Origin of the sequence: Sulfurisphaera tokodaii str. 7, from assembly GCF_000011205.1 — an archaeon.
Lineage (GTDB): Archaea > Thermoproteota > Thermoprotei_A > Sulfolobales > Sulfolobaceae > Sulfurisphaera > Sulfurisphaera tokodaii.
The window spans coordinates 1,741,298-1,767,200 of record NC_003106.2; the positions used below are offsets into that span (position 1 = coordinate 1,741,298).

At 32.9% G+C, this 25,903-nt stretch carries 24 protein-coding genes and 2 pseudogenes; 10 read left to right on the forward strand and 16 right to left on the reverse strand.

Translation table 11 applies throughout. The annotated features are described in order from the left end of the window. Positions 1-66 precede the first annotated feature (66 nt). Entirely contained in the window at positions 67-312 is a 246-nt protein-coding gene (locus tag STK_RS09700; RefSeq protein WP_052846640.1) for a hypothetical protein, read from the forward strand. Here the strand turns inward: STK_RS09700 and STK_RS09705 are convergent. Next, positions 296-1,906 carry a S9 family peptidase gene (locus STK_RS09705; RefSeq protein WP_010979803.1) on the reverse strand — a complete coding sequence of 537 codons (1,611 nt, stop codon included), beginning with the start codon at positions 1,904-1,906 and terminating at the stop codon, positions 296-298. The genes STK_RS09700 and STK_RS09705 overlap by 17 nt on opposite strands. 378 nt (positions 1,907-2,284) lie before the next feature. On the opposite strand from STK_RS09705, the gene STK_RS09710 reads away from it, so the two are divergent. Next, complete coding sequence (locus STK_RS09710) at positions 2,285-3,424, forward strand: AAA family ATPase (protein WP_010979804.1); 1,140 nt, start codon at positions 2,285-2,287, stop codon at positions 3,422-3,424. 402 nt (positions 3,425-3,826) lie between these two features. On the opposite strand, the gene STK_RS15335 is transcribed toward STK_RS09710, so the two are convergent. From STK_RS15335 to STK_RS09720, 3 genes and pseudogenes are all read right to left on the reverse strand, one after another. Next, positions 3,827-3,970, reverse strand: coding sequence for a hypothetical protein (locus STK_RS15335; RefSeq protein WP_198429678.1), 144 nt, complete (start codon positions 3,968-3,970; stop codon positions 3,827-3,829). A 205-nt stretch (positions 3,971-4,175) separates the two neighbouring features. Continuing rightward, positions 4,176-5,468 (reverse strand): hypothetical protein, encoded by a 1,293-nt coding sequence (locus STK_RS09715; RefSeq protein WP_010979805.1) that lies wholly within the window; start codon positions 5,466-5,468, stop codon positions 4,176-4,178. A gap of 214 nt (positions 5,469-5,682) precedes the next feature. Then, positions 5,683-6,156: pseudogene (locus STK_RS09720) on the reverse strand (PaREP1 family protein). Positions 6,157-6,601: 445 nt separating this feature from the next. Between STK_RS09720 and STK_RS15720 the strand changes: the two are divergent. From STK_RS15720 to STK_RS09735, 3 genes are all read left to right on the forward strand, one after another. Continuing rightward, positions 6,602-6,793: a hypothetical protein gene (locus STK_RS15720; RefSeq protein ID WP_232616461.1), complete on the forward strand. Its 192-nt coding sequence runs from the start codon at positions 6,602-6,604 to the stop codon at positions 6,791-6,793. A gap of 119 nt (positions 6,794-6,912) precedes the next feature. Further along, positions 6,913-7,305, forward strand: coding sequence for a hypothetical protein (locus STK_RS09730; protein ID WP_010979807.1), 393 nt, complete (start codon positions 6,913-6,915; stop codon positions 7,303-7,305). Positions 7,306-7,729: 424 nt separating this feature from the next. Continuing rightward, complete coding sequence (locus STK_RS09735) at positions 7,730-8,254, forward strand: DUF998 domain-containing protein (protein WP_420825180.1); 525 nt, start codon at positions 7,730-7,732, stop codon at positions 8,252-8,254. A 179-nt stretch (positions 8,255-8,433) separates the two neighbouring features. Here the strand turns inward: STK_RS09735 and STK_RS09740 are convergent, their stop codons facing one another. From STK_RS09740 to STK_RS09750, 3 genes are all read right to left on the reverse strand, one after another. Then, positions 8,434-8,751: a clan AA aspartic protease gene (locus STK_RS09740; protein WP_052846641.1), complete on the reverse strand. Its 318-nt coding sequence runs from the start codon at positions 8,749-8,751 to the stop codon at positions 8,434-8,436. After that, the gene (locus STK_RS09745) at positions 8,741-9,709 is read right to left on the reverse strand and encodes a CRISPR system ring nuclease (RefSeq protein ID WP_010979809.1); all 969 of its coding nucleotides are present in this window, start codon (positions 9,707-9,709) and stop codon (positions 8,741-8,743) included. Before STK_RS09745 ends, STK_RS09740 begins: the two co-directional genes overlap by 11 nt. 153 nt (positions 9,710-9,862) lie before the next feature. After that, positions 9,863-11,317, reverse strand: coding sequence for an SWIM zinc finger family protein (locus STK_RS09750; RefSeq protein ID WP_010979810.1), 1,455 nt, complete (start codon positions 11,315-11,317; stop codon positions 9,863-9,865). Between the two features lie 258 nt (positions 11,318-11,575). Here STK_RS09750 and STK_RS09755 point away from each other — a divergent pair, with 258 nt between their 5' ends. Then, complete coding sequence (locus STK_RS09755; RefSeq protein ID WP_010979811.1) at positions 11,576-13,273, forward strand: S9 family peptidase; 1,698 nt, start codon at positions 11,576-11,578, stop codon at positions 13,271-13,273. 144 nt (positions 13,274-13,417) lie between these two features. Here the strand turns inward: STK_RS09755 and STK_RS09760 are convergent, their stop codons facing one another. The 5 genes from STK_RS09760 to STK_RS09775 all read right to left on the reverse strand — a co-directional run bounded on the left by STK_RS09760 (position 13,418) and on the right by STK_RS09775 (position 19,015). Then, on the reverse strand, positions 13,418-15,778 hold the full coding sequence (locus STK_RS09760) for a M1 family metallopeptidase (protein WP_010979812.1): 2,361 nt from the start codon (positions 15,776-15,778) through the stop codon (positions 13,418-13,420). 345 nt (positions 15,779-16,123) lie between these two features. Beyond that, positions 16,124-16,261, reverse strand: coding sequence for a hypothetical protein (locus tag STK_RS15340; protein ID WP_232616463.1), 138 nt, complete (start codon positions 16,259-16,261; stop codon positions 16,124-16,126). A gap of 614 nt (positions 16,262-16,875) precedes the next feature. Beyond that, the gene (locus STK_RS09765; RefSeq protein ID WP_069168153.1) at positions 16,876-17,223 is read right to left on the reverse strand and encodes a PaREP1 family protein; all 348 of its coding nucleotides are present in this window, start codon (positions 17,221-17,223) and stop codon (positions 16,876-16,878) included. Continuing rightward, positions 17,186-17,551 carry a PaREP1 family protein gene (locus tag STK_RS09770; RefSeq protein ID WP_052846642.1) on the reverse strand — a complete coding sequence of 122 codons (366 nt, stop codon included), beginning with the start codon at positions 17,549-17,551 and terminating at the stop codon, positions 17,186-17,188. The genes STK_RS09765 and STK_RS09770 overlap by 38 nt, the downstream gene beginning before the upstream one ends. Before the next feature lie 252 nt (positions 17,552-17,803). Further along, a complete protein-coding gene (locus STK_RS09775; protein WP_010979815.1) occupies positions 17,804-19,015 on the reverse strand; it encodes a YncE family protein in 1,212 nt (403 codons plus the stop codon). Between the two features lie 509 nt (positions 19,016-19,524). Between STK_RS09775 and STK_RS15895 the strand changes: the two genes are divergently transcribed. From STK_RS15895 to STK_RS15730, 3 genes and pseudogenes are all read left to right on the forward strand, one after another. Next, complete coding sequence (locus tag STK_RS15895) at positions 19,525-20,025, forward strand: DUF4097 family beta strand repeat-containing protein (RefSeq protein WP_010979816.1); 501 nt, start codon at positions 19,525-19,527, stop codon at positions 20,023-20,025. Next, positions 20,006-20,389 (forward strand): DUF4097 family beta strand repeat-containing protein, encoded by a 384-nt coding sequence (locus STK_RS15900; RefSeq protein WP_010979817.1) that lies wholly within the window; start codon positions 20,006-20,008, stop codon positions 20,387-20,389. Before STK_RS15895 ends, STK_RS15900 begins: the two co-directional genes overlap by 20 nt. A 183-nt stretch (positions 20,390-20,572) precedes the next feature. After that, a pseudogene (locus tag STK_RS15730) lies at positions 20,573-20,791 on the forward strand (hypothetical protein). A 927-nt stretch (positions 20,792-21,718) separates the two neighbouring features. Here the strand turns inward: STK_RS15730 and cas6 are convergent. After that, positions 21,719-22,504, reverse strand: coding sequence for a CRISPR-associated endoribonuclease Cas6 (gene cas6, locus STK_RS09790; RefSeq protein WP_069168154.1), 786 nt, complete (start codon positions 22,502-22,504; stop codon positions 21,719-21,721). Positions 22,505-22,740: 236 nt separating this feature from the next. Between cas6 and STK_RS09795 the strand changes: the two genes are divergently transcribed. Beyond that, on the forward strand, positions 22,741-23,694 hold the full coding sequence (locus STK_RS09795; RefSeq protein WP_010979819.1) for a hypothetical protein: 954 nt from the start codon (positions 22,741-22,743) through the stop codon (positions 23,692-23,694). Positions 23,695-24,095: 401 nt separating this feature from the next. On the opposite strand, the gene STK_RS09800 is transcribed toward STK_RS09795, so the two are convergent. The 3 genes from STK_RS09800 to STK_RS09810 all read right to left on the reverse strand — a co-directional run bounded on the left by STK_RS09800 (position 24,096) and on the right by STK_RS09810 (position 25,188). After that, positions 24,096-24,284, reverse strand: coding sequence for a hypothetical protein (locus tag STK_RS09800; protein ID WP_052846987.1), 189 nt, complete (start codon positions 24,282-24,284; stop codon positions 24,096-24,098). Between the two features lie 195 nt (positions 24,285-24,479). Next, positions 24,480-24,812 carry a nucleotidyltransferase domain-containing protein gene (locus tag STK_RS09805; protein ID WP_052846644.1) on the reverse strand — a complete coding sequence of 111 codons (333 nt, stop codon included), beginning with the start codon at positions 24,810-24,812 and terminating at the stop codon, positions 24,480-24,482. After that, the gene (locus tag STK_RS09810; RefSeq protein WP_198429679.1) at positions 24,790-25,188 is read right to left on the reverse strand and encodes a HEPN domain-containing protein; all 399 of its coding nucleotides are present in this window, start codon (positions 25,186-25,188) and stop codon (positions 24,790-24,792) included. Before STK_RS09810 ends, STK_RS09805 begins: the two co-directional genes overlap by 23 nt. Between the last annotated feature and the right edge of the window lie 715 nt (positions 25,189-25,903).

The following is a 25,903-nucleotide window of genomic DNA, read 5'->3' on the forward strand; positions in this document are numbered from 1 at the left end:
CATAGGCTATACTGAGATCGGAAAAGAGTAGATAAACGTTAAAACATTACCTAAAAGTTATTTATTATGAAGAAAGATGTATGGAGAGAAATAAATAAAAGCTATTACGGAAAAGAAGAAGAAAGTCATTACCTTATTAAGGAGAAAATTATACTGTTCTTCTTCATTTATTTCCTGAGAAATCAAATACACAAAAATCTTTCAAGAAATACTTTAAATCTCTCTAAGGATATCTATTTTATGCAAAGTAGTGGTTATTGGAAAATCTCTTCCTTCCGAATCGCCTATAAGATGATTAGCAATGTGTACTAATGAACTCTACAGTTTCTCTTATAGAGTCTACATAATTCTCCATTTTTGCAAATCCGTGTCCCTCATCCTTATATATCTTATACTTAACTTTCCTACCTAGCTTTTTAAGTTCTTCAACCACTTGTAAAGTTTCCTCAGCTGGGCATCTAGGGTCATTTTCACCAGCTAAGAGAAGCAATGGGGCTTTAATCCTATCTATAAAGAATATAGGCGATCTATCTTTCAATAAGTTTTCATCATTACCAACCTTTATTTCGTCGTATTGTTGAAGTACCTCTCTCTCAAATTTCTTCTCAGTAAACCAATTTACAAAAGGTACTACAGCTACAGCAGAACACCAGAGGTCTGGAAACTTAGTAATGGCCATCATAGTTAAATAACCTCCGTAACTTGCGCCAATTATTGCAACCTTTTTAACTCCTAAGACTTTTACTGAATTTATAACGTCCAACAGCTCTCCTCCCCCTGGGTCTCTGTCGTTTAAGTGATTAAACTTTCTCCCGTAACCGGTAGATCCCCTATAGTTGGGACAGATTACTTTAAACCCTTTCTCCAAAAGGAACTGAATTTCTGGGTTAAAATTATTCATGCATTCCCAATCTGGACCACCGTGAATATAGACTACACCCTTATCCTCATCACCCTTTTCATAGAGTAAAGCATAAATCCTAACTCCATTAGAATCATAAGAAACGACCTTAGGCTTTATGAAATCACCTTTAACGTTACTCATTGAGTCAGTTAGCCTCTCTACTTCTTTTCCATATCTGTATAAATCTGCTGATCTATCATGTTTAGAGTTTATAAAATAAAGATAATCACCATCAACCGTCAAGGTGCGTGTAAATCCTTCATTTACAATCTCCTTCTCATGAACTAGAACAAAGTCACCGTGCATATCTTCAACATAAGCAATAGAACCCTTATATGGAATAGCTTCAAATATTTCATAGTTGCTTTCCTTTATTTTTCTGATTTCCCCTTTTAGAATGTCAAATTCATAAACTTTAAACAAATCCTCGTGATTCGAGAGGAAGATGAATGACGAAGGAGAAGTAAAACAGTTCTCATTTGCAAGCTCCTGCTCTGAATTTGGAATGTTAATTACATGAATTTCATTACCGCTGAGATCTGTTACGTGAATATTGTTATCATAAATTCCCGTGGAATAGACTATGTATTTACCGTTAAAACAGTAATTGTTTACGGGTCCTTCACCCTTACTTAGCTTTATGTATTTTCCTTCATTGTAAAGGTAAAGATGTAATGTCCTTTTGTCATAATTTGATATTACTAATATCCCTTCTTTTGTCTCATGGGGAGAAACATTATCAAACTCATTGTCAATAATTTTCTCTATCTTCCCGTCATCATAAAGATAGACCTTTCTTATTTCACTGCCATTTGGGTCTACGGTGATAAACATTTTATTTCTATTTATCCAGTCAACATCCTCAACGTAACCCTCAAGTTGGACCTTTTCCCCATTAACGTAAAGGACCGGTTTTTCATCTCTTATAATTGTCGCAATTTTTCCGTTATATACGTCATAATTTAGTACAGGTTTTATCTTGAATAAATCTTCATATTTCATAAATAATAGAAAGAGAGTAAAAATAAAAAGTTATTCAGAAAGCTGGCCTTATATCACCTATCACTCCCGGTCAGGTTCATCATCAAAACATGATATAAATTCTCCAAATTTAAATTATTACTATACTAATGAGGCTAAAAAATGAATAGTGAGGCTTATATCTGCTAGATTTATGTTAAAGAAGATGATTATGGGGGTGAGATGTTTTGATAAGCATATGACTTCAGCTTATTTGTTAGCTTTAAGAGGATTAGAAGTGATTAAAAATGGCTAAAAAGTTACGTAAATATGTTAAGACTTCTAAAAACGATGCCATACTTTATTAAACTGGGAAAAGTTTAAAATTGCTGGTACCAGCATTTTACTGGTACCAGCAAAATGTGGTTTATATATGGACCTCCAACTCCTAATCCATTTGGCAGAGATCAAGAGATAGATACTTTGGTACGATTTATGAAAAACGGTCAGCCAGTAAGCTTAATAGGCCCTAGGAGGATCGGAAAAACCTCAATATTATTAGCCTCTCTTAATAAATCTTCTTTACCTTTTGTTTTGATTTCGGTAGAGGAATTTGTCAGAGGAGAAAAAGGTTTCAATTTAGCAGAATTCGTCTCGGCGTATATAAGTAATGTTACAACCACAGCTTATTCTTTCGCAGGTTTCAAGTTTCAGTTCGTAGAAAAGACCAAAAGTTATTTAAAACAGATTAGGGAACTGCTTGGTGCGATCAAAGTAACCCTTAACGTACCAGAATTAACTGCTTTAATTGAAGTTATACTAGATAAAGCACAAAGGAATAAGAATTTAAGTGAAGAGCTTTCCAGGATGTTGGATTTACCTCAAATATTAGCTGAGAAACTAGGTATTCAAAGGATGGTAATAGCTCTTGATGAGTTTCAATATCTTAAGCTAGCAAAGCAAACCTCGCCTGAAATATTTCACATTATGAGGAGTAAGTGGCAGTTTCATAAAAACGTAACCTACGTTATTTCTGGTTCTGCAACTGGAATGCTTAAAGAGATCATAAATACTAAAACCCAACCTTTTTATCAGTTCTTTTATTTAATGAGGGTTAATCCGTTTGATAAGGAGAAATCAAAGGAGTTCCTTAAAAAAGGGTTTGAAATAGAGGGAGTTAACGTTAACGATAATGAAGTTGAGGAGATTGTGTCATATGTGGACGGTTTCCCCGCATGGCTCAACCTAGTAGGTATAAAAATTGTCGTGGAAAGAAAGCCCGTTAATGTAATTTTAAATAGTTTACCTTATGACGAGAACGTGATTAATGCAATAGAAGGTGATTTGAGAAAACTTTCCCCTTCAGCTAGATCAGTCCTTAGGAAATTAGCATATTTAGGTGGTAAAGGAAGACCAAAAGATCTAGGGAATAACATATGGGCTGTGAATAGGGCTTTAGCACAACTTATAAGATATGGATACGTAGAAAAAGAAGAAAGAGGTATATACAAAATACTAGACCCGATGATAGTACATTATTTCGCCGAGAGGAAGATTTAAACCGCTATAGGTGGCCTGAACCCTTTTTTATGCTTATAGAAATCTTTTATATTCGTTAATTCTAGATTTCTATGACGGAAATAAGTCCTCACACCGATGTGGGCTATACCCAAAAGGATGGGGAAGATTAAGGAGATACGGGCCCCGTGCCGTTGGGCTCCTAGGAGTCCCATGTTGAGGCCTAAGTCCCTACACTCAATCATGAGTGAAATGAAAGTGTAGGGACAAACGGAGAGGTCTTTTGTAATAGCATGTTTTCTGAGTCTCGATAAGAAGCATTTTCACGTGAAATTGACCGTAGGTTCATTATCATGAGCTGTAACTACTTTTTCTTAAGGGAATTTATTCTTATGCAAAATAGAAAGTAAAATTAAACTTTCTAATGGAAATTAAGGGACATAATTAGTTATTAAGTATTTTCCATATCACCTCTTTTGTGGAATTAACTTCCTTTTGTCCTTTTAATCTTTCTCTATCTAACTTCCCTGTATGTGCTGAAAACAATTCAGAAGAATTGTAACAGTCTATCGTACCCCAAATTTTCATAATACTATAGATATCAATTAACTTCCCTTTTATAAACTAAAGTATATAAAAATATCTACTTATTATAAGGAGAGTGATTTAGCATTAGGGCACAGGCCGATGTAATTTCTAATAAATAAGAGATAAATATTGTATCTAAATCACAAATATTGTAATTTATCTAGTTTAAGAATTATTGTAGAAAGCAAAAAAGCCATGGGAATTATTATATAAATGCATCAATTCCACTTTTCTTTCTTCTCACAACTTTTTCCACAAATGTATCCCTAACTGGAAGATAAACCTTCTCGTAAAATTCTCTTTGATTAATTAGTATTTGCCTAGAGAATGACGAAACATAATCTACTGAAGCCTTCCATGCTTCTTCATAAGGTATTATATGATCTATTTTGTCCTTAATCTCCTTATCATAATCCTCAGGCTTTTGAGGTTTATCACCTATAACGAAATAACCAGTTTCCACATCTTGGTAAACTTCCTCACCCGCTATGTTAACTAGTTTTCTATCACTCTTTGCTTCAATAGGAACTTTATACTTACCTTTTGATGTCTTTGGAACGTAACTTTTTCCGTAGTGTTTAGCCCATGCGTAAAATATTGCCCTATTTAAGCCAAAGGATTTAGCCTTATCTAAATCACCAAAAAGGACATAGTATCTGGCAGCTTGTAGAATTCCCATAACCTGAAATCTTCCGATCTTTCCTTCTATCTCTTTCTTCTCTTCTATCTTAACACTTTCATGAGTGGGCTTATATTCTGCTATAGCTTTTATCAGCAAGTCCTCAGCTTCATTCTCCTCAAACCGCTCATATAACCCCTCTTCATGAATAAAGGATTCTGGCTTAGCCCACTCCAGTGAGAATTTACTTAACTTATCTGGAGAAAAACAAACTGTAACGTAATCTAACTCCTTGTGGAAGGAGAGCGGAACAGTAAATATTCTTTTTGCATCTATTAAATCCTCTACTTTTAAAACACCACCAGAGCTTTCAGAAAGCTTTTGAAGATCACCTTTAGTCTTATTTATAACGTACTGAACTATTGAATGAGCTGCAGTTAAAGGGTCATAACTCTTACCTATAGCTCTTTCGTTTATTCTAACATGTATTCCCTCACCACTCCACAATAGGTAAACTGACTTATTTACACCCTCTTTTTCGAGATATGAAACAATTATCTCAGCAGCTTTAACTGCATATTCCCACTTGTCAATTTTAGTATCGATGTCAAAGAATGGTGTGTAAGCAATAAGCTTATCGTTACTTACGTTCTCTCTGTTTACTACCTCATATTTCCCTGCTGTGGCATAGATTGTCCTAGCGTTAAACATAAGGACTTTCTTTGGAACATCATCTTCATTCTCAAACGTTAAGGGATTGTCTTTTTTATCGTAACGGTACATTGTATTTCCGTAAAGTGCTATCCATCTTTGCTTTGAGAAGTTATAAATTTCCCTTTTGACCACATCTTTATTATAGTGAGTGAAGAGGGATACCATATATAAAAGATTGTGTAATGGAATTAAATACTGTTTCTCCTATAAGTAAGGGCAGCTAATTAATTGATTTAGCCTTTTCAAAGAATACTTCTATCAACTGTTAATTTTCTACTTGATATAAAGGTTTGAGATTAGGAAAGAAGAGCGAGCTCGTTTCAGATAAATTTAATCCATTAATTGCGTTTTTAGATAAGTTCATGAAATACCTTCTCTTCTACGTTATTTCTAAGCTCTTTTCAGCCTCTTCTAACATCTTCTTTATGTCACTCATCATAACTTTAACAGTGTCTAAGTCTAGTTTTCCTTCATGAAATCCCCAAACATGTAAAATATAGGCTGAGTTCCACCCAATTTTGACTCAATCCCCCAGTTTTAGAGAAAGTTTTGCAACAGCATTAGTTAAACTATAAGTGTACCATCTCCCTTCTCTAACTGCTTGTTGATATTCGGGTAAGTTAAACTTCTCAGCTAGGGCTTTTACTAATTCTTCAGCCACCTTATAAGCTTTTTCCGAGGACAAGACAATGTCTCCCTTAGAAAGATATTCTTCAGCTTCCGATAGATATTTCTTAGCTAACTCCAACCTAGTCCTAATTCCGGCTTGAGGATCCACTCTAGATAATGCTGAAAGTATAAGATCCTCAACATCAATCCCCTTCTCCTCAGCCCTCTTTATTAACTCCTCCATAAGTCATAGTTAACGGAAAAGCGTTAAAAACTTTATTAAGGTTACTATGGAATATATTTCTATTAAGTTTTAATTAACCGAGAAGTTATCCCTTCTTAAGTTAGTAGTAATTTTAAGTTAGCTATCTTAAATCTTTGTTAAATGTATGTGAGAGTTATTTTCAGTAATTTAAAATAAGGAATAAGCTTTAACGAAGAAAATTAAGCTCTGGCGAGGATTAATGTCCTTATTACTTGCGGAGATGCTCATAGAAGTGTGTCACAATCCAATAAGAATACTTCCTTAAAAGCTATGGATGAATTCTTTTTAATGTTAATATGCTTTTTAGACCTTTCATTTTTCCCATTTTAGGTTCGTAAGTTTTTGTCAAATTTAAGCGTTAATTTAAAAATAAAATAAACCTTGAAACCAGGTATTCAACGAAATTACTGGAGATAATTGGAAAGTGAAAATTACCGAGATAAAGAATAGAAAGGATAATAGTGAATTTGTACATAAACTATACGGCATTTATCTTGGAGATAAGTCAGTAGCAGTAAGCGTTACTAATGACGGAAAACTTAAGCATGTAATATTGAATGATATTAAAGTACTTAATGAGACAGACCAAACTTTAAGGAAAAGGGCTAATTGCTAGATTATGAAAAACAGAGAGTTATAGTTGAAGAAAGTGAAATGGAATTATGGAAAGGTTAAAAAAGGATTTGAATCCATAAAGTCTATCAGTATCATAAAAAGTGAGGTAAGGGACTTGCAATGATTATAAGGGGAGAGAATAAATCTTATATCGTGAAGAGAAATTTAATACTTGAACACTGTAAAACACCAAGATCCTTCACGGAACTTAGAAAGCTGACTGGTATGTCGGATGCCGGTCTATCTAAAGTGCTGAACGATCTTATAAAGGAGGATTATTTGCAGAAGACATCGGATGGGAAATACGTGATAACTGATAAAGTATTACAAAACTATAAGGAGAGAATGATCAATGGGATCTGGTTTAAATACCATAGAATTTCTGACGAAAAGATCGAGAAAATAGCTGAACTTTTAAAAGATGAAGGAGAATTTTATATCGTAGCTTCTAAAGGTAATATTGACACAGATAATTTAATGCTTCTATTACAATATCTATTTTTACTCACGTAATTTTCTTGCGTTACCTTACATTTGAGTACTCTATTCAAGCAATGCATTTTCTCCTCCATTATCTTATAAATTTTTAGCTTAAATGAAATACTACACAATAATTAATAAAATCTAAAATTATTTCTCTTAGCCAAGATCTAGAACTTATAAAAGAAATTAAAACTACTTGTATTTTACATAAAAGGAGGCTGTAAATCGTTTATAATATAGAATATTTATCTTAAATTAGCTATGGAGTATACTCCAATGAATATTGAAGAAATAAAAACAGTACTCAAAGAGATTTGAAGAATTTCTGTAGATAGAGGAATATAATATTTAAATATTCTTCATGATTGTGAATTCTCTTCTAAGTTTAACTAAGTAATTTATCCGTTGTTACAAGCGTACGAATATTTTTAATTTTAAGTAATTGCATATGAGTATGGACAGAATAAAAATATCGGGATACATGATTCTTATTGGTATATCACAATTTTTGTTGCTTATGATAATAGCAGAAATCTTATACCCAAATTATTCTGTAAAATATAACTATATAAGTGATCTAGGAGTTGGTAGAACCGCAATCATATTCAATACTTCTATTGTAGTTATGGGCATTCTGGTTATGTTAGGTTCATTGCTACTAAGGACATACTATTACCCTTTGTTATTTTTAATCGGTTTGGGTTCCGCAATAGTCGGAATTTTCCCCGAAACTACTGGGTTACCTCACCTAATTGGGGCACTTTTAGCTTTTCTCTTTGGCGGAATAAGTGCTATATTAACCTCGATAAGGAGAAACTATTTTTGGACTGTATTAGGATTAATAACTCTGATTTCTTTAGTTCTATACGTGTTAAAAGATTACGGACCTTTAGGACCAGGTGGAATGGAAAGGATGATAGTATATCCAGAAATTATCTGGGGAATAAGTTTCGCTACTTACTTAACAAACAAAACCTAAAACTAGCGGACATTTTTAATTATTTTCCTTTTTAAGGTGTAGTATATGTTGCATAATGGTTATTTTTAATTATACATCTATGTTCTGTAGAAAAATATTCAGAAAATTACTAAATAATTTTAAAAATACCTCACTTTTAAACTAAAACCATAAATAACTAATACAAACATATTCTCTAATCAGGTATCTTCTACCTTACTATTTTTATAGTTTATAATAGCGCCTACCTTTCTTAGAAGCTTCTCTCCTATTATATTCTTCTCTATGAAAGGGGAGTTGAGAACTTCAGCTATGATAACTTTTCCAAGAAATTTAGTATTGGCCAACTTTACGAAGGTAGAGTAACATTCCATAGAAGCAGTACAAATTCTTGGTCCATCAGAAGGATCGTACGGTATCATGTCGAAAATTTCCTTAGTTACAATCATCTCCTCATCAAAACCTGTGTCAATTTTAGCCTTGACTTTTACGCCCTCAATTTCTAACTCAAAGTCCAAGGAAATACACCTTATCCGGAACCTCGACCCTCACTTTTTTACCTTCTTTCCTCTTTTTTTCCATAAAGTCATAAGCTTCTACCTCATTATAAAATACCTTTTCACCCTCTCCTTCAACAATAACCTTGTAGTAATTATTTTGAATTCCTATAGGCAAATAAATACCTAACAACTTCCTTATCCAATCTTTTAATCTGTAAGCATCCTCTCCTTTCCTTTCAACAAGGTTCTTTTCCTCAAGTATTCTTACTGGAATCCCAAGCTCTTCAGCTCTCATCTCAGATAATGTATATCCAGAGTTAGCAAATCTGATTAGCAATTCTAGGTATTTAGGACTAATCGTTATAGGAGGAGAAGGGAGAATTACTACTTCATCAAATTCTTGATACTTATAATATATCAGATCGGCACCAGCCAAAAGGCCTGCTAAAGTAAGAAATATGGTTTCAGGCTTTAACCCAGAAGTCGCATTAATATACACATAGTCTCCCTGTTCTTTGAATTTCAATATCTTATATACTACTTTATCAAATAAATCTTCAATTCTTTTATAGAAAGTCTCCTCAGATGATATAGTACTTACTGTAACTAGCTCAGATCTAATTCCCTCTTCTTTAAGATAATCCTTTATTGCCTCACCTGCTAATTGTGCGTTAGGAGTGTTAGTAGAATAAAGTAAGACGTAAATTTCATCCTTAGTTTGTTTTAACTTTTCGAAAGCAGAAAACAATGAATCTAACTCAGCCGAAGCTTTTTTACCTTTGCTCTTTAAGAAGTTGAATAACAAGCTTTTAAGTGGATCAAAATTTTGTTTTATCCTATTTTGTCTATCATCATCAAATCTTAGCTTATCCCAATCTTTTAGCCCTAGCTTTTCAACTTCTTTCCTTACGCTATCCTCGTCCAGTGAGTTCTTTAACAATGAAGTTCCTACAGCACATACGTGTACTTTGACCATAATTAAAGAATGAGAGTTAATTTTTAAAAGGATTCCGCTTAGGGGAATCTTGCATTTTTATGATATAACTTTACAAACATTTATCGAATTTCATGATTTTTTTAGAACAGTCCCTTAAAAATCTCACATAGCGGTTTTATAATAAGATTTAGTTTATTCATTATCTCTCAACTCGTCTATCTTTTCCATTAATTTATACCTTGTATAATATCTACTTTTAATCTCGTCCAATAGCCTATTAAACTCTTCCTTGCCCATGCATTTCTTCGCAGATTTTAGCACAGAGGCTATGTAATCATATACTTTAGATCCTCTACCAACTTCGCTTTCGACAAACTTAAGTAAGTAATCTTTCAACTTCTCCGGTTTCCTTTCACATATAACATCTAAAAATTCAGGCGAAAAGAAATCCTCTAATTCTAGTATCTTTTCGGCATAAATGTCCTTTAGTTTGTCATCAATATTGTTGTAAAGTTTGCTCACTGAAAAAATGTTCCCTATATCAAGCAAGTACTTCGCAACTATATTGGACAATTCTCTATCTTGTAGGATAAAACTAAGATAATTTGAGATAATATGAAGCACCTCTTCCCTTTTATCCTCATTAATGATCCTCTTAATATACATCTTAGCTTTTTCATAATCGTTCGTTTCAATGAAATATTCTACTATTATATCGTACATTTTGTATTCTTCAGCCAATTGGAGCATTTTTTCTGGGTCTATAAGCTTTAGTAATTCCATTTTCTCAGAGAGATCGAGATCTTTATCTTCCAGCATGTTCTTCGCCTCATCATACATCTTATTCTCAACTACGATATTCATTCTATATCCAAACGGTAAGATTTTCTTAACTAGGGTAAAGAACTTAGGATCTCTTTCAGCTTTACTAACAAACACATCGAGTAATGGGGTAGTTAATTCATATTCATCTTGATCTATTATTTTCCCTAATCTTTCAATATCTTCTTGGGTTAAGTCCTTTTCAACTAACGCCTCACCGATAGCCTCAAAAAGAGGTTCATTATAATAATCATCACGATAATCGTCGTAAAAGCAACCGAAATCTTCACACTCTAACGTTATTTTTTCTAGAAGAGTAAACAAGTCCTCTTTGGAAATTTTGTGTTTAAAATTTCTGATCACCTCAGCTATATTCTGAACAGTCATTTCGTCAACATTACCGCGTTCAAAGGTTCTCAGGATAGAAGTTATTTTTATTTCTTTCTCGCTATGCTGAATTAGTGATAGTATATCCTCACCTTTTATAGCTTTAACTATTAGGTCTACTAACTCTTCTTTACTCTTCTCCATCAGCTTATCCTTTAACTTAGGTATATTAACGACTTTGTCTTTTTCTCTCAGATAGAATAGGAGGAGTGCTACTACATGTTTACAGTCTCCTCTTAGCGGGCAGCTACATTTGTTAGATAAGTCCGAAAGTGACACACTAGTTCTGTAGACCTTGGTCCCCACAACTAGGCCTTGTAAATGATTACCGTCTAAAAAAGCTGATAGAACTCTATTTTCATTATAATACTCTTTTCCCTTTTCAAACGTATTGTACCCGAATCGACCTATAATCTTTTTCTCGTTAATTGACTCCATTATTTAACATAATACCATGGTAATTTATAAGGTTAATAGTAGATGAGTGTGCGATGTCTTAATTTAGCCCTATAATCTCTACAGTGGATTAAACCTCTAATATTTCATTCCGCGTATGACTTATTTTGTTACAATAAGTGCATTTGTTCACGACATAACTCTGTATATCACAGTCCATTATAGAATCAGCTAAACTGGGTCATCTTTATACTTAATTTTTATCAATAATCTTTTATATTGTTATTTTTACTAAACATTATGGAATACTCAGAGATAGTAAAAACTCTTGAAGAATTAGTGAGCCTTCCTATTTATGCTGTAATTGGAAAACTGAAAGATACACCAGTATTGTTGACAACTACTGAAGGAAAAGTAAATATTTCAATTTTAGAAGGAGATAAACTAAGAGTGTTGACTAAGGAGCCTATAGCTGGGTCTCCTTATCCTAAACCTCAGTTAGACTTTATCCCCTTTATTAGAGATGTGGTGAAGGGGAAAGAGTTACACTCAATTTATATTACCAACCTAAAAGGAGAAGAGTACGAAGTAGCTTCACCCAAGATAAGAATATTTTCGTTAGCATATGACGATAAGAACATAGCATTCATAGGTGCTTCTCAGAACGAATCCTCACTTTATGTTATTGAAGGAGGGAAAATTAGGAAATTAGTTAACGTTCCTCCTTTCTCATTCGTGACAGATATTAGCGGAGATTACATACTCGGTTTTGGGATTTTAAAAGGAAATCCAAGATCTCAAGAGTTCTTTGTAGCCGATTTGAGTGGTAACATGAGAATTTTTACTCCAAAAGACGGGAGCATGAATATTGCATACTATATAAAAGATAATAAAATATATCTGGTTAGCGACTATGAGAATCTAGGAGAGTCTTACTGGATTTACACTTTTGATTTTCAGAAATATGAGAGAGTAGAATTCCCAGAAAAAGACATATATAGTTATAAGGCTGTGGAAATATCTTATAACCCAGACGATTCTCTAATTATAGCTAAAAGAGACGGTGAATCTAAATTATTCCTTAATGGTAAATTACTAAATAACCCTTCTGGTATAATTGCCGGTGCAACTAAAATAGGGGATAATGTGTACTTTGCAGCTTCTTCCCTTAATACTCCATATAAGGTATATAAATATGATTTAAAGGAAAATAAGGTTGATGTCGTAATAAATAATAAAGACGTTAACATAGGAGAGGTAGAATATGTCAAAATAAAAAATGAGAATGTTGAAGTCCCTACATGGATTATAAAGTCTAGGAAACCTAATAAGGTAGGAATAGTTTACGTTCATGGAGGTCCATGGTCTGAAGTAGATAATAGTTGGGATTTACTGATATCACCGCTAGTCTTACTAGGGTATAATGTTATTGCACCTAATTTTAGAGGTTCTACGGGTTATGGGAGTAAATTTAACTTGATGGATATTGGAGATCCGGGTGGTGGAGATTTAAGTGATGTAATAGCTGCTAGAGATTACGCAATTGAAAAGGGAATTGTTGAGAAAATAGGAATTATGGGGTATAGTTATGGAGGGTATATGACTCTATTAGCTGTGGGTAAGGTACCGGATAAATGGGACTTTGGTATTGCCGGTGCCTCAGTAGCTGATTGGGTAGAAATGTATGATTTATCTGATTCCTTCTTTAAGGGCTTTATGGAGACCTTATTTATGGGAAAGAATTTAGAACTCATGGAAGATAGATCACCCATTACCTATGTTAATAATGTAAAATGTCCCCTATGTATAATACACTCTCAGAACGATACAAGAACACCCTTAACGCCCGTGTTAAAATACGTTCAGAAACTCCAAGAGAATAATAAAACCTTCTACTTACATGTAATTCCTAATTTGGGACATGCAATATATAAGATAGACGATGATGTAGACTTACTGTTACCTGCTCTAATCTTCTTGGAGAAGATGTTTGGATAATTAAAGTTGAATGTCTATTTATTCTATAGGTTCTTCTATCAAGTATCTGAAATTCTTAATGCATACTTAATCTTTCTTTAATAAAATCTATGTTTGATTAACTTTTCATATAAAAAATAAATTATCTAATTAACAAAAATTACTTCATAGATCTAAATTCTTTACTCTATTGTATACCTTTATATACTCCTTTGTTATTTCCACAGATCTAGCTATTTCTTTAGTCTTTATCCTATCAAGAAATTCAATAGTCTCCTCAGGCTTATTAACACCACACATAATCATAGGTCCTCTTATAATGTAAAATAACCCCCACATCCCGGCAACAGTCACTACAAACTGCTTTATCATGTCGAAATTACCTTGCAAAAAGTTACATAATTCCTCTCTAACATACGGGTTGTTTGAAAGCGAATTTATAACATGTGGTGCCTCTTGATACTTTATAGTCCTATTAAATACTAACATTGCAAGTTTCTCCACAATTGACTTATCCCTAATATTAGTTATAGCGTCTATCATTCTTAGTTTCTCTTCATCAGAATTAAAAGACTTATACTTATCCAACAACCCGTTAAAATCTGATGTAGAAATAGCATAAGCTATCGCGACAGCTCCCTTTATATTACTGTCTAGCTGTTCATAGTACTGGAACAAGTTAGAGAGACCTAATGCAAAATCATCATCTACAATAGCCAGAGATCTAATTATACTAGAATAAGCCATTTTACCCAGATCGTCTTTTGCATTCCTATATATCTTTATCTGGTTTAACAGAAAGTCCCTAGCTATCGAATAATATTTATCCTTATTTATATAATATAATGTCATAAGCTCGAAGGCAATCTCTCTAGATAAGAAAGAGTTTCGTGTATTACTGAATCTCTTAATGAGAGTTAAATAAGTCTTTATCGATTCCAATCCAGCCAATAAGAAGTTCCAGTAATCATTAACTAACCCCAACTCTTCATAACTGTTAAGTGTAGATGAAAATGAGAGTTCAAAGGGTTTATATAAGACCCTATAAAATCCAGTTCTATTCAAATTAACCTTAATCGAACTCACGGCATTGTCAAAATTCAACTTAACACTTTCTTTGTCAAGCAACAAAGTCTGTCTTTTTCCGTTAACCTCAAAGGTTAAAGGCACTTTATAAATAGTACTATCATTCACATTCAACAACGTGAATCTACGCTGAAAGAACTCCACAGAATCACCTTCAACATTGACCGTAATTACAGGGTATCCAGGCTTCGTTATCCATTCAGCCATTATTTGCGAAATGTCCGAACCATATGCCTCTGAAATAGAATTCCACAGATCACTTCCAGAAGCATTTGAGAACTTAAACTTATTTAGATAATTAACAACACCCCTTCTGAAAACTTCCTCACCTACATAAGCTTCGATCATCCTCAAAATACTCGCACCTTTACCGTAACTGATGTTATCGAACATCTCCTCAATCTCATGGGGATCTTTAACGTGTGTCTCAATTGGATGAGTGTTAAGTAAAGAATCTTCGGTTAATGCACTCAAGGTTTCATCATAGATAAAGTGCCCTTCGCTTTCCCACTGAGGAAATATCTCCTTTAAACTTTTATAAGCCATGAATGTGGCAAAACTTTCATTAAGCCATAAATCGTCCCACCACTTTAATGTAACCATATCGCCAAACCACTGGTGGGCTAATTCATGAGCTATAACAGCACTAACACTTAACTTTTGAGAAACAGATGAAGACTCATCAGCTAGTAAAGCACTCTCCCTAAAAGTAATAGCGCCCCAGTTCTCCATAGCACCTGCAGCAAACTCCGGGATTTCTATTAGGTGCAGCTTTGGCAGCTGGTAAGGAATTTCGAAATATTTTTCATAGTAATCAATAACCTTCCTAGCAACTTCAATTGCAAAAATTCCCCGTTTAGATTTTCCAGGTGTTGTTGCCAATATTATTTTAGGCTTTTTACTCTCATCACTGATCTCTTCAAAATCCCCTATACCTAAGTACAGTAAATAAGTTGACATCCTTGGAGTCTCATCAAATTCATAAACTATCTTTTCACCATCATCTCTAATGCTGATAATTGGCATATTAGAAATGACCTTTTGACCCCTATTAACCCTAACAGATAACTTAAAAACAGCCTTCATATCTGGAGAGTCAAAACATGGGATGAACTTTCTAGCGTATATTGGTTCAAACTGCGTAGTTATTAAGTAGTTTCCGTCATATGGAGCAACATATATGCCTAATATTGATTTATTGTCCGCCTTTCCACTAAACCTTATCTCCAGCTCCTCATTAACTTTAGAGTAGACTATAAGCTTCTCGTTTTTGGTCTCGTACTTTACTTGCTTACCATCGGCTTTTACTTCTTTTATTTCAAGTCCCACACTGTCTAATTCAACTTTTTCCCCATCACTTTTCATTTTTATTTTTTCCATTCCCTCATAACTGTACTCGTTAAAATCTAAAAATATCTCATATCTTTCAACATTTACCATATAGGTAAAGTTAAGTAAGAAAATAAAAAATTATTCTAAGACACGTTTCGTAGATTTTCCTGCATTTACCCATGGCATAACTTTTAATTCCTCCAATTCCTCTCATGGTCCCAGACCAAGAATTCTGAACTGTCCTTAAACAGTGATCAATTTCAAAAATGTGAAAATATTATAGTAGAATAAAAATGATATTTCCTCTTATATGTACTCAAATAATATAGAAAGATGAAGAGTAAATATTGTTTTAGAAAACACTTATGTGAAAAGATTACAGTATTTTTCTACAGTTACCTAACAATCAAAGATCCTTTGCCCCGACTGTGAAGTCTTTACATAGAGATAACCTTATAACCCTTGCCTAGGAGCTAATATTGTTACGGGCTGTCTTCTATTTATATAACTAAGTAAAATATTAACATAGTCTTCCCTATCAAAAAACTCATCCTCTTCTGTTAACTCTCTACCAAATACAAACTTAACCATACGGTACCGATATAATATCGGTAACGTAGTTTAAATTATTTATTACCTTCACTACATATCTTACTTAGGTCTCTCACTCTTTTTGAATCTTTTAAATCCTATAAGTGCTTTGTTGGATACTTTATTTCCTCATCTTTTACGTTAGTAATTTTTCGTTAAATTTAAAATCAAGAGTTATTTAAAAATAAAATTTATATAGCATTTATAGGGAAATCGTTACATTTTTACGTGACGTTGAACATAAGTAAGATATATTGTCTTATTAACTGAAAAATTCTTTGTGATAAACTAAATAAAGTAAGGGAGAGAATTCAAAGTATTTATTAGTTCTGAATAAATATTATAACTTTTTATGGTAAGGGAATTTCCTTAAGTTACTATTAGTAAAAAAGTAATCCAGTCATCAAAATCCTTTGTACTTCCAGATTCCAATAGATAATCATGACATACTTTTTAGGGTTTTATAGGTGAGATCTTCTATTACTTTTATGTAGTTTTAGAACCATTGACTTTTAACCACAACTAAACAATATTCCAAATTGTGAACTAATTTCACTAACACAGACTTGAACTTTCGACAAGTAACAGAAATAGACAGAACTATTCTCTTAATATTATAAATAATTCAAAATTTTCTTAATTTTATCCTTTACTAATCTTAGTCTTTCTTCTGTTAATATCATTTCATGAAATCCATCTACGTGGAGTTCCCAAGCTATATACCAGATCTCTTTAACTTCATCACTTCTTAGCTCGTTTACAGCATCAAATAGAAGTTCTGAGGACCATCTACCGTGTCTCAATCTTTTTACAACACCTAAATTATATTTTCTTGAGAGAATTTTTATTGCCTCCTCTACTGCCTTATAGTATTTTTCTGAAGCTTGCACAACATCTCCTTTCTCTAAAAGCTCATCAGCCTCTTTAATCCAATCTCTTATTTGCTGAGGCGAGGTTAACAATGTCTCTCACGTATTTTACAACGTCTTTTATTGAATTAGGGCTTAAATTTGTAGTGACTAAACTTACAGAGGCTGACCAATCAATGATAATTCTTTCACCGTATATTTTTGCCAATTCATTAATAGCCTTATTTAGTGTTTCCAAATCCCAACTCCCCTTAGCCTTAGCCTCATTTAAAGTACTGATCTTATTTTCCACAGCTAGAATTTTTATTGCCTCCTCTACTGCCTTATAGTATTTTTCTGAAGCTTGCACAACATCTCCTTTCTCTAAAAGCTCATCAGCCTCTTGTAAATAAGCCTCAGCAGATGTTAAAGGTCTTAACATATATAACTCTTTCACAAGGCACTATAAAAATATTTTATACTATACGATATTATAAATTGAAAATTTGGAAAAATGGAAAATGAGATAAACTCCTTGATAGTACATTGTTAGTATCAATTTATTAAATGATTTTTCTATCAAAGAGTAAAGCATTAAAAAGTAATATTGAAAAAACACAGAAATGAATTAATGAAAGCAGTATGGTCAATTAATAGCAGTCAAGAATGAACAAAGAGAAAAAGTAAAAAGTATTCATCTCTTTCTAATTAATACCGCCGCTAACCCAACTACAACTACTATCACTACCACACCTATTATGATGTATGTAATAGGTAGGTTTGCAGACATTTCAGTAGAATTAGTTTGTATCATTTGTGTAGATGTAGCTGTTTCAGTAGTAATAATACTGATAGACCCAGATAAAGAATTCGTTACGTATATATATCCGTTAGAGGGATCATAAACAATACCTGTCGGACAATTTCCAACTGTTATATTCGCTATTACTTGATTTGTTAAAGGATTGATAACTGAGACCATGTTAGATTTAGCATCTGTAACGTATATGTATCCATTACTAGGATCATATAAAATACCTAACGGGCCTTGTCTGATGGATATATTAGCTATCACAGTGTTGCTACTAGAGTTAATTACAGAAATTGTATTAGACTTAAAATCTGTAACGTATATGTATCCATTACTAGGATCATAAACCATATTCGATGGATCTTGTCCTACAGATATATTAGCTATTACTTTGTTCGTAGAAGTATTAATGACAAGAACTGAGTTAGACCTAGGGTTTGCAACGTATATGTATCCGTTACTAGGATCATATAAAATACCTGATGGAATTACAATATCATGAGGGATTCCTCCGAGTTTTATTCCATGAATTACTTCGTTTGTAGAGGAGTTAATAACAAATACTGGAAATAATATAGAACTACTTGTGATATATATATAACCATTAGAAGGATCATAAACCATATTATCCAGTACTTGTAATGGAGAAAGTAATACATTAGTTATATTCGCTATTACTTGGTTAGTAGAAGGGTCGATAACAAATAGGCTTACTAGACTTGTGACGTATATGTATCCGTTAGAAGGATCATACAATAGACTCCATGGATGCCCTTTAATTGTTATATTAGCTATAACATGATTTGTAGTAGAATTAATTATAGATACCGTATCAGACCCAGAATCTGCAACGTATATGTATCCGTTACTAGGATCATATAAAATACCAAATGGGCTAAGATCACTCTTAGGGCTTATTACATTACCTTGTAGTAGTGTATTATTGTACAGTATTAATGTGTATTTCACATAACCTACGTTGGTATTTGTATTAACATATGCAACTATTATTGAGTTTAGATTAGATAAAAATGTTAAAAACATTAGTATTAACAATATCTCAATTATTATCCTCCTCACATTACTATTGACCATAACAAAAAATGAATGAAAATCTCTAATATTTTTTTTTCATAATAAAAAGTCATAGAATATTTTAGCATTATTTTATCTTAGATTTTGAAGTGCAAAATCTTCTCCTTATTATTTTATGTAATTCCAAGATCTAGCTTTTTAAGTCTTATTATTACACTTTACAGACATTTTAAAGGTAAGATTTTCCATGGAAAAGGTTTCTGTATAATTTGAAAAGACGTTGTTTCACTCTAAACTATAACCAGGTGTAACAATAAGTATATGCCTTTTCGTAATAATTATGACGAGTAAAAAGCTTGCTTAATATATTGAATAATAGGAGCAACTGAATATTATTCCCTATAAACACAATTTCGCTTTGCATCAATAAGAAAAAGAATATATGGTTAATATGGGTAAAAGTCTTCTCTGAGTTGTTTATATTCTTTAGAACGAATCTATGTTTAGAGCTGATTTATTCAAGCCCTATTATATAAAAATTTATATATTTAATTTTCTTTAGTGATTTCATGAAAAGAATAGTATTAGTGATTCTAATAACATCTATAGTGGTTCTCGGAATTGTAACAGCCCTAATGATCCATGTATTCGGTTATGTAACAGTAAATAAAAACTATGTGATGCCGTTAAAACTACCTTTACATAATATTGTGATAAATAATGATGTGGGAAATGTTGTAATTACCCAGAGTCAGAATCCTAAGCTTATAATCCATATAATGGCGGAGGGATTTTTCTTATCTGGTAATATTTGTACCTTATTGTATGGAGAGGTAAACGGTACGTTATTAGTAGCACTAAGATTAAATCAACCATGTTTAGGCTTCGATACTTCTTATAATTTCACTATATATGTTTGTCTTCCAAGCGTTGTGCTTAACAACATAAATGTTACGTTAGATAACGGTAATATAAAGATAGAAAATATAAACTTCAAGAACGCTGATATTAAAGTAAATAATGGAAATGTCGAGATAGAAAATATAAACCATGAGTATTTACTTAAATGATATAAACGGAAACGTGATGTTGATAAATACTAATACATCTGTAATTAAACTTAATAGTGTAAACGGAAATATCAAAGCTGAAGACTTTTACTTCTTCCACGGTTTAATTAAGACTCTAAACGGAAATATAGAGCTAAAAAATGCTATAGGGAATTACCTTAAAGCCTCTACCACGAACGGTAATATTTTCATGATAGTTAACAAATACTTCAACTTGACTTATTACCTTAATACAAGGAACGGAGATATTGAAATAACAGCCCTACCCTCTATACGCATAGTTACATATTCTGGTGTGACACATCCTCCACCGGTAATACATGTTAATACAACTAATGGAAATGTAGATGTGAATACGATCTGAACTGTTATATTAGTAGTTTACACGTGGTACCGTTAAAGAGATAGGGTAGGTTCTGTAACCTTAGGTTTTTATACTTAAAATTTAAAGGAAAACAGAAAACCTTTAAATTACACAGACTGCTAACATCTTTACGTAACTTTTAAATACTTTTAATTATTTTTAATTAATATCTTTATTATGATTATGTTTAATAGTATTACCTCAATATCTTGTGTTGATGGGCTCTCTACTGATGACGGGCTTTGCTCACGAGGTTTTGGGAGTGATAAATAGGGATGGGAGGGTAGTGGTGTTTCCCTCGACTAGCCCCAATGAGTTAAGGGTGAGTGTGATCTCTTAAGAGGGGTACCCGTGGCGGAATTAGAAGTAATTAAAAGTAAAGATAAGTTACGCCACGGGTAAACACATGCAAGTAAAATAACTTGTCCTTTAACACATAATCACCCTATAATAAGGGCACATAAGTAGTGATAATGCTACTTTGCACATTTTAACGGCTTTTCTTTGTATATCTTAATAAGTCCACATTTTTAGTAATATAGTTACTAGTTATTTATTCCAGATTTATTCTTGTAAAATGTTAATCTTTATACTAGAAAATATCGTAAGTACCAGACTAGGTTGTACCTTTTATATTCGCTTAATTTAAAAATCATAGAACTTTTACGCTAATATAATCTTGGTTATAACTACTTCTCTTCTGCTTCTCATACTAAACATACATTCATTAAAGGAGTGTGAACATCAGTTAACCTAAACGGCAATAGCGGCTACCACATAAAGATCTATAGGGGTTTAATCTCTGATTCAGTGAAGTCGCTTTATTTTGAGTCCCTAAATACTAATTAGGATTAAATAAATTAAAAAATGATACTCCTCTTCTTATAGTCACTAAGATAACTTCAACAGCTGTACGGAACGTAATTGAAGAGTCTTTAAGGTCTTAAAAAGAGTAAATCCCCCCACTCATTTTAAGAGATAACTTTAATTACCCAAAAGATATACCAGTATATTGGAGGAACTCCAACCCCGCAAGGTGGCGAGGGTGCCACCATATTGGGGCAATGGGGTTCCTCTTTGCTCTTTCTGCAATCTTCCTTATAAATAATATTAGTATAATAAGATTCTATCGAATCCAAACTTCACTTAATAATTAACCTGAAATGATCTTTGAATATCTTCACTGTAAGCATAAATATTTCATCTTATAAAGATACTATATTTAGAGTATCATGTATTTCCTTTTTAATGCAAATCCTCAAATCTTCTCTCTCACACCTTTTTAATGAATTCACAATCTATTCTATATTCATACCGTTGGAAACACTTTCACTTTCTAACACCTTTTACCATAACCTCTCCGAATCCTATTGCCCTAGATTTACCCACTCCTATATAGTTAGAATAAGCTAACAACTTCCTAATTCCTTCCCTTAAAGAGCTGTTCTTCCTAGCTTCTAAAGTAAAGAGTGTCCATCCCACAAATCCCCTTACCTTACTTTTATCGTAAATTACCGTAACGGGCTTTAAGTTGTAATCAACCTCTTTAAAATAGTAAAGTGCCCTACTGTAACTTATTATTATCTTCTTTTCTTGGTATTTATTCCAATGCCTCTGTATTGAAACCAGAAAGTAAGGTGAAAAAGGGAATAGTAAATACCTATTCTTCTTCCTCTTAAAGTTAGGTCTAGGAGGTTGGATCAGAGTAGGGGTCTTAAACTCAATCTTATAAGCCTTAGAATCTTCTATCTCTACCTCTTCAAACACTTTAGTCTCTCCAACTTCAACAGAAGCCTCAGTACTGTAAACCTTAGTATTAAAATAAGGGTTAGATACAATTTCTTCGAAGAGGTTAATATCTAGACTAGTCAAGTCAAAAAAGTAGTTGATTTGGGGCTTGAGCCTCAATACATTTTTGTCCATCCCCTTAAATATCGATCTCCCTTCTTCATCCTTGATTACTGTAACCCTAACCGGCTTCAAGGGCTCACTACTCTCAGAAATCTTCACATAAGAAGGGTAGTTGTTCATCACAATCCTGGAGACTTTAGAGGTAAAGGGCTGCACGATTACTTCATCCTTAAACTTAAGCGAGAACCTAATCCAAAATATCAATTTAATATAAATCTAGGTAAAGAGTTATATAGCCTTTTTTATAACTACAGCTTAAATTAAACGGTGCGGAAACTTGCATATGAAGCTCTTAAAAAATCTCAGAGTGTGAAGCTCATGTCAGATTGATGAAAAACAACACTTATCACTTCATAAAATATATAAAAAAGCGTAGGTGATAATGTTCTAGTTTAAGGAAAATGTTAAAGTTTTTATTACTCTATTATTAAGTTTTACTTATGACTGAAGAATTTAAAAAGTGGTTTGCTGAATTCCTCAATAAGATCGCCGAGAAGATTAAAAAGGGGGAACAGTTAAGTGATATGGAAATAGAAATAGTGGTAAATTACGTTTCTAATTTACAATTATATGAGTATGTAGATAGGAGAATTAGTGATGTTGAGAGGAGTTTGAGGGATGAGATAAGGAAGACAAGAGAAGAATTACTAGCTAATGATGAGAAAGTAAAGCAAGAATTAATAAAAGAAATCAATACTGCGAAAGGGGATTTGGAGAAAAAAATTGAAGGAACACAAACAGAACTCAAAGCAGATATGTCTACAATAAAGGGCGATTTGGAGAAAAAGATTGAAGGTACTAGAGCAGATTTAGAAAAGAAGATTGAGGACACAAAAACAGAACTTAAGGGTGAGATATCTACAGTTAAAGGAGAGCTGGAGAAAAAGATTGAGGACACAAAAACAGAACTCAAAACTGAAGTCAATACTGTAAGACAAGATTTGGAGAAAAAGATTGAAAACACGAGAATAGACCTTGAGAAAAAGATTGATGATACACGAAAAGATTTGGAGAATAAAATTGAGAATACTAGGACGGATTTGGAGAAAAAGATTGAAGCTACAAGGAGTGATTTGGGTTTAATTGCTGAGGAGGTTTATATTAAGAATTTTGTTGATTATTTGGATAAGGCGGGAGAGAAGGTTATTAGTGTTTATAGGCATTATGAGGTTGGTGAGGGAGAGGTTGATGCTCTTGTTGAAACTCAGGCTAAGGTTTATGTTGTTGAGGTTAAGATGAAGGCTGAGTTTAAGGATGTTGATAGTTTACTAGTTAAGGTTAAAGTAATTAGTGAGGAGTATAAGGGAAAGGACATCGTCCCAGTCTTAACTGGATCAAGGATAAGTAAGACCGTAAGAGGTTATGCAAAAGGCCATAATGTAATGGTAGTGTGATTTATAAAAACTAACTTAGTATAGTAGTTTGAGTAATTCCCTTACCATACCATATTATAATATTTGTTCATGAAATAACAAATACCTAGAAACTACTCCCTTACTTTATTTCGTTTATCACAAAGAATTTTTCAGCTAATAAAACAACATCTCTACATCTGTTTAACGTAAAAATATAACGATTTCCCCATAAGTGCTATTCGTAGGGTTAAGTAGTGCTTTCATTATCAACAAGCTTAAATTTTGCCTTACTTCATTCTGATAAGTCGTTGCTAACAGTTACCAATAAACTATGAGATTTATATACTTTATACACAAAGTATTTTTCAGAAAGCTTGATACCACATGTGGATAGGTTTCCCGAAAGGTGGCAATGTGTCTCTGCGGGTTACCGTTTGTCCCTATACCATCATTTCAATCATTTTATCTTCAATCATGATCTGGTGTAGGGACTTAGCCCTCAACCACCTACCAAGTTTCACGGTAGGTGGGTCATGGGACTCCTTTGAGCCCAACGGCATAGGGCTCACATCTCTGCAATTTTCACCCCCACCCTTTTGGGCAGCGCCCACATCAGAATGAGGGATCATCTCCACCATAGAAATTTAAAATTAACAAATATAAAAATATTTCTATTAACATAAAGAAGGATTCAGCCCGCTAAAGGGACGGAGAGGGATAAGCGAGACTAATTCCTTGTGATGTTAATGAAGCCGAAGGGCTAAGAATTGGATGTAAATTTATGAAAATTCAATGAAAGCCCAACTAACAGATTCAGCCAATTCTTATTTTTGGACTACAAGTTTGTTCTTAAACTCATTAAAATCATCGACTAATATAACGTTAGGTGAGGAAAGGACATTTCTCACAATCCAATAATCTTTATTCTCGTAACAGACCACTTGATAGTCAAGTTTAATCCCGTTTAATTCTTCACCGAAGGAATAAGGTATCTCTAACCCTTTTCTTCCAAAACACTTCTCAGTTATTATCAAAACATCTAAATCACTAGCAGGATAATAATTACCTTTAATCCTACTGCCATGTAAAATAATGGCTACTTTACCAAATATAGGTCTCAATTTCTCAGCTAACTCATTGAAGAAGCTTATTTCCAAAATTAATCACCTTCAAAAGTATATTCAAACAATCCTCAGCATCTTCTTTAACATAGGTGTAACCAAGATTATACCTAGAAACTAAGTACTCATTGCTTAATAATCTCAACTCTTCTCTATTCTCCCTAATAAATTCGTCTATTATCGTGCTCTCACTCTTCCTATTAATCCTTATGTAATTCAGTATCTCTCTCAAATCGTGAACAGTTGGAAAACCCCCGGTAATAGCTAAACTAACCCCCTTAATATAAAGCTCTGCAGCTAAACTTGAAAGGAAACATACCTCAGAGTAAAAACCTTTTTCCAAAGCTAATTTAGCAAGCTCCATATACCTTTGAGCTTTAATCATAAGATCATTGGCTTCATTTGAAACCATTGACCTCACTACACAATATGTAATCCTAATATTAATTTTTCGATTCTCCGTCATATCGACTTTGATAATATTATCGTAAAGTCAATGTTTTGGAAAAGTTCTTGGATTTAGTGATATATCCTTAGTTTAAGGCTATAATTTTTCTGAAAACACTAGTGTTGTAAAAAATCATTTTATGTTTAAAGATGTAAAATCTTTTTCACAGCAAATGCTAATAGCCATTGCGTCTGAGAATACAAAGTATACCTTGCTAATACCGTTATCAGCTGTTAACATGAGTGCGGACATAGTGTCGTCACTAGGGTATTTAAATTTCTAGATTCACATTAGGATATATAAAACTTTTTCTTAGTATCTTCTCCTTATAGAGATTCTCATTAATTAATAAATTTATACCATAATGGCGACACTATCATTACCTTAAATCCCTCTTCCTTTTAAACACTTTAATTATACAGTAAAAATTCAAATATAGATTAAAATTGTAATATCCTTTATTATCAGTAAAGAAATCTAACGATAAATTGAAACTAAATTTAAACTTTATATAATTTATATCAAATTAAAAATATTGTCGTCCACACTCGTTAACATTATAAATTAAAATTAATTATCTTACTCCTTCGCAGATATTAAGACAGTACTCGGTCAAAGTTAAAAGGGAAACAATGACAAAACGATTGACAAACGCTCCACAAGTAAAAAGGTGGACTTT

What these genes read in the sequence shown, in the direction of transcription:
- STK_RS09700 (WP_052846640.1), top strand. Translation starts at nt 67, where the DNA reads ATGAAGAAAGATGTATGGAGAGAAATAAATAAAAGCTATTACGGAAAA.
- STK_RS09705 (WP_010979803.1), bottom strand. Translation starts at nt 1,906, where the DNA reads ATGAAATATGAAGATTTATTCAAGATAAAACCTGTACTAAATTATGAC.
- STK_RS09710 (WP_010979804.1), top strand. Translation starts at nt 2,285, where the DNA reads ATGTGGTTTATATATGGACCTCCAACTCCTAATCCATTTGGCAGAGAT.
- STK_RS15335 (WP_198429678.1), bottom strand. Translation starts at nt 3,970, where the DNA reads ATGAAAATTTGGGGTACGATAGACTGTTACAATTCTTCTGAATTGTTT.
- STK_RS09715 (WP_010979805.1), bottom strand. Translation starts at nt 5,468, where the DNA reads ATGGTATCCCTCTTCACTCACTATAATAAAGATGTGGTCAAAAGGGAA.
- STK_RS09730 (WP_010979807.1), top strand. Translation starts at nt 6,913, where the DNA reads ATGATTATAAGGGGAGAGAATAAATCTTATATCGTGAAGAGAAATTTA.
- STK_RS09735 (WP_420825180.1), top strand. Translation starts at nt 7,730, where the DNA reads ATGGACAGAATAAAAATATCGGGATACATGATTCTTATTGGTATATCA.
- STK_RS09745 (WP_010979809.1), bottom strand. Translation starts at nt 9,709, where the DNA reads ATGGTCAAAGTACACGTATGTGCTGTAGGAACTTCATTGTTAAAGAAC.
- STK_RS09750 (WP_010979810.1), bottom strand. Translation starts at nt 11,317, where the DNA reads ATGGAGTCAATTAACGAGAAAAAGATTATAGGTCGATTCGGGTACAAT.
- STK_RS09755 (WP_010979811.1), top strand. Translation starts at nt 11,576, where the DNA reads ATGGAATACTCAGAGATAGTAAAAACTCTTGAAGAATTAGTGAGCCTT.
- STK_RS09760 (WP_010979812.1), bottom strand. Translation starts at nt 15,778, where the DNA reads ATGGTAAATGTTGAAAGATATGAGATATTTTTAGATTTTAACGAGTAC.
- STK_RS15340 (WP_232616463.1), bottom strand. Translation starts at nt 16,261, where the DNA reads ATGGTTAAGTTTGTATTTGGTAGAGAGTTAACAGAAGAGGATGAGTTT.
- STK_RS09770 (WP_052846642.1), bottom strand. Translation starts at nt 17,551, where the DNA reads ATGTTAAGACCTTTAACATCTGCTGAGGCTTATTTACAAGAGGCTGAT.
- STK_RS09775 (WP_010979815.1), bottom strand. Translation starts at nt 19,015, where the DNA reads ATGGTCAATAGTAATGTGAGGAGGATAATAATTGAGATATTGTTAATA.
- STK_RS15895 (WP_010979816.1), top strand. Translation starts at nt 19,525, where the DNA reads ATGAAAAGAATAGTATTAGTGATTCTAATAACATCTATAGTGGTTCTC.
- STK_RS15900 (WP_010979817.1), top strand. Translation starts at nt 20,006, where the DNA reads ATGAGTATTTACTTAAATGATATAAACGGAAACGTGATGTTGATAAAT.
- STK_RS09795 (WP_010979819.1), top strand. Translation starts at nt 22,741, where the DNA reads ATGACTGAAGAATTTAAAAAGTGGTTTGCTGAATTCCTCAATAAGATC.
- STK_RS09800 (WP_052846987.1), bottom strand. Translation starts at nt 24,284, where the DNA reads ATGATCCCTCATTCTGATGTGGGCGCTGCCCAAAAGGGTGGGGGTGAA.
- STK_RS09810 (WP_198429679.1), bottom strand. Translation starts at nt 25,188, where the DNA reads ATGGTTTCAAATGAAGCCAATGATCTTATGATTAAAGCTCAAAGGTAT.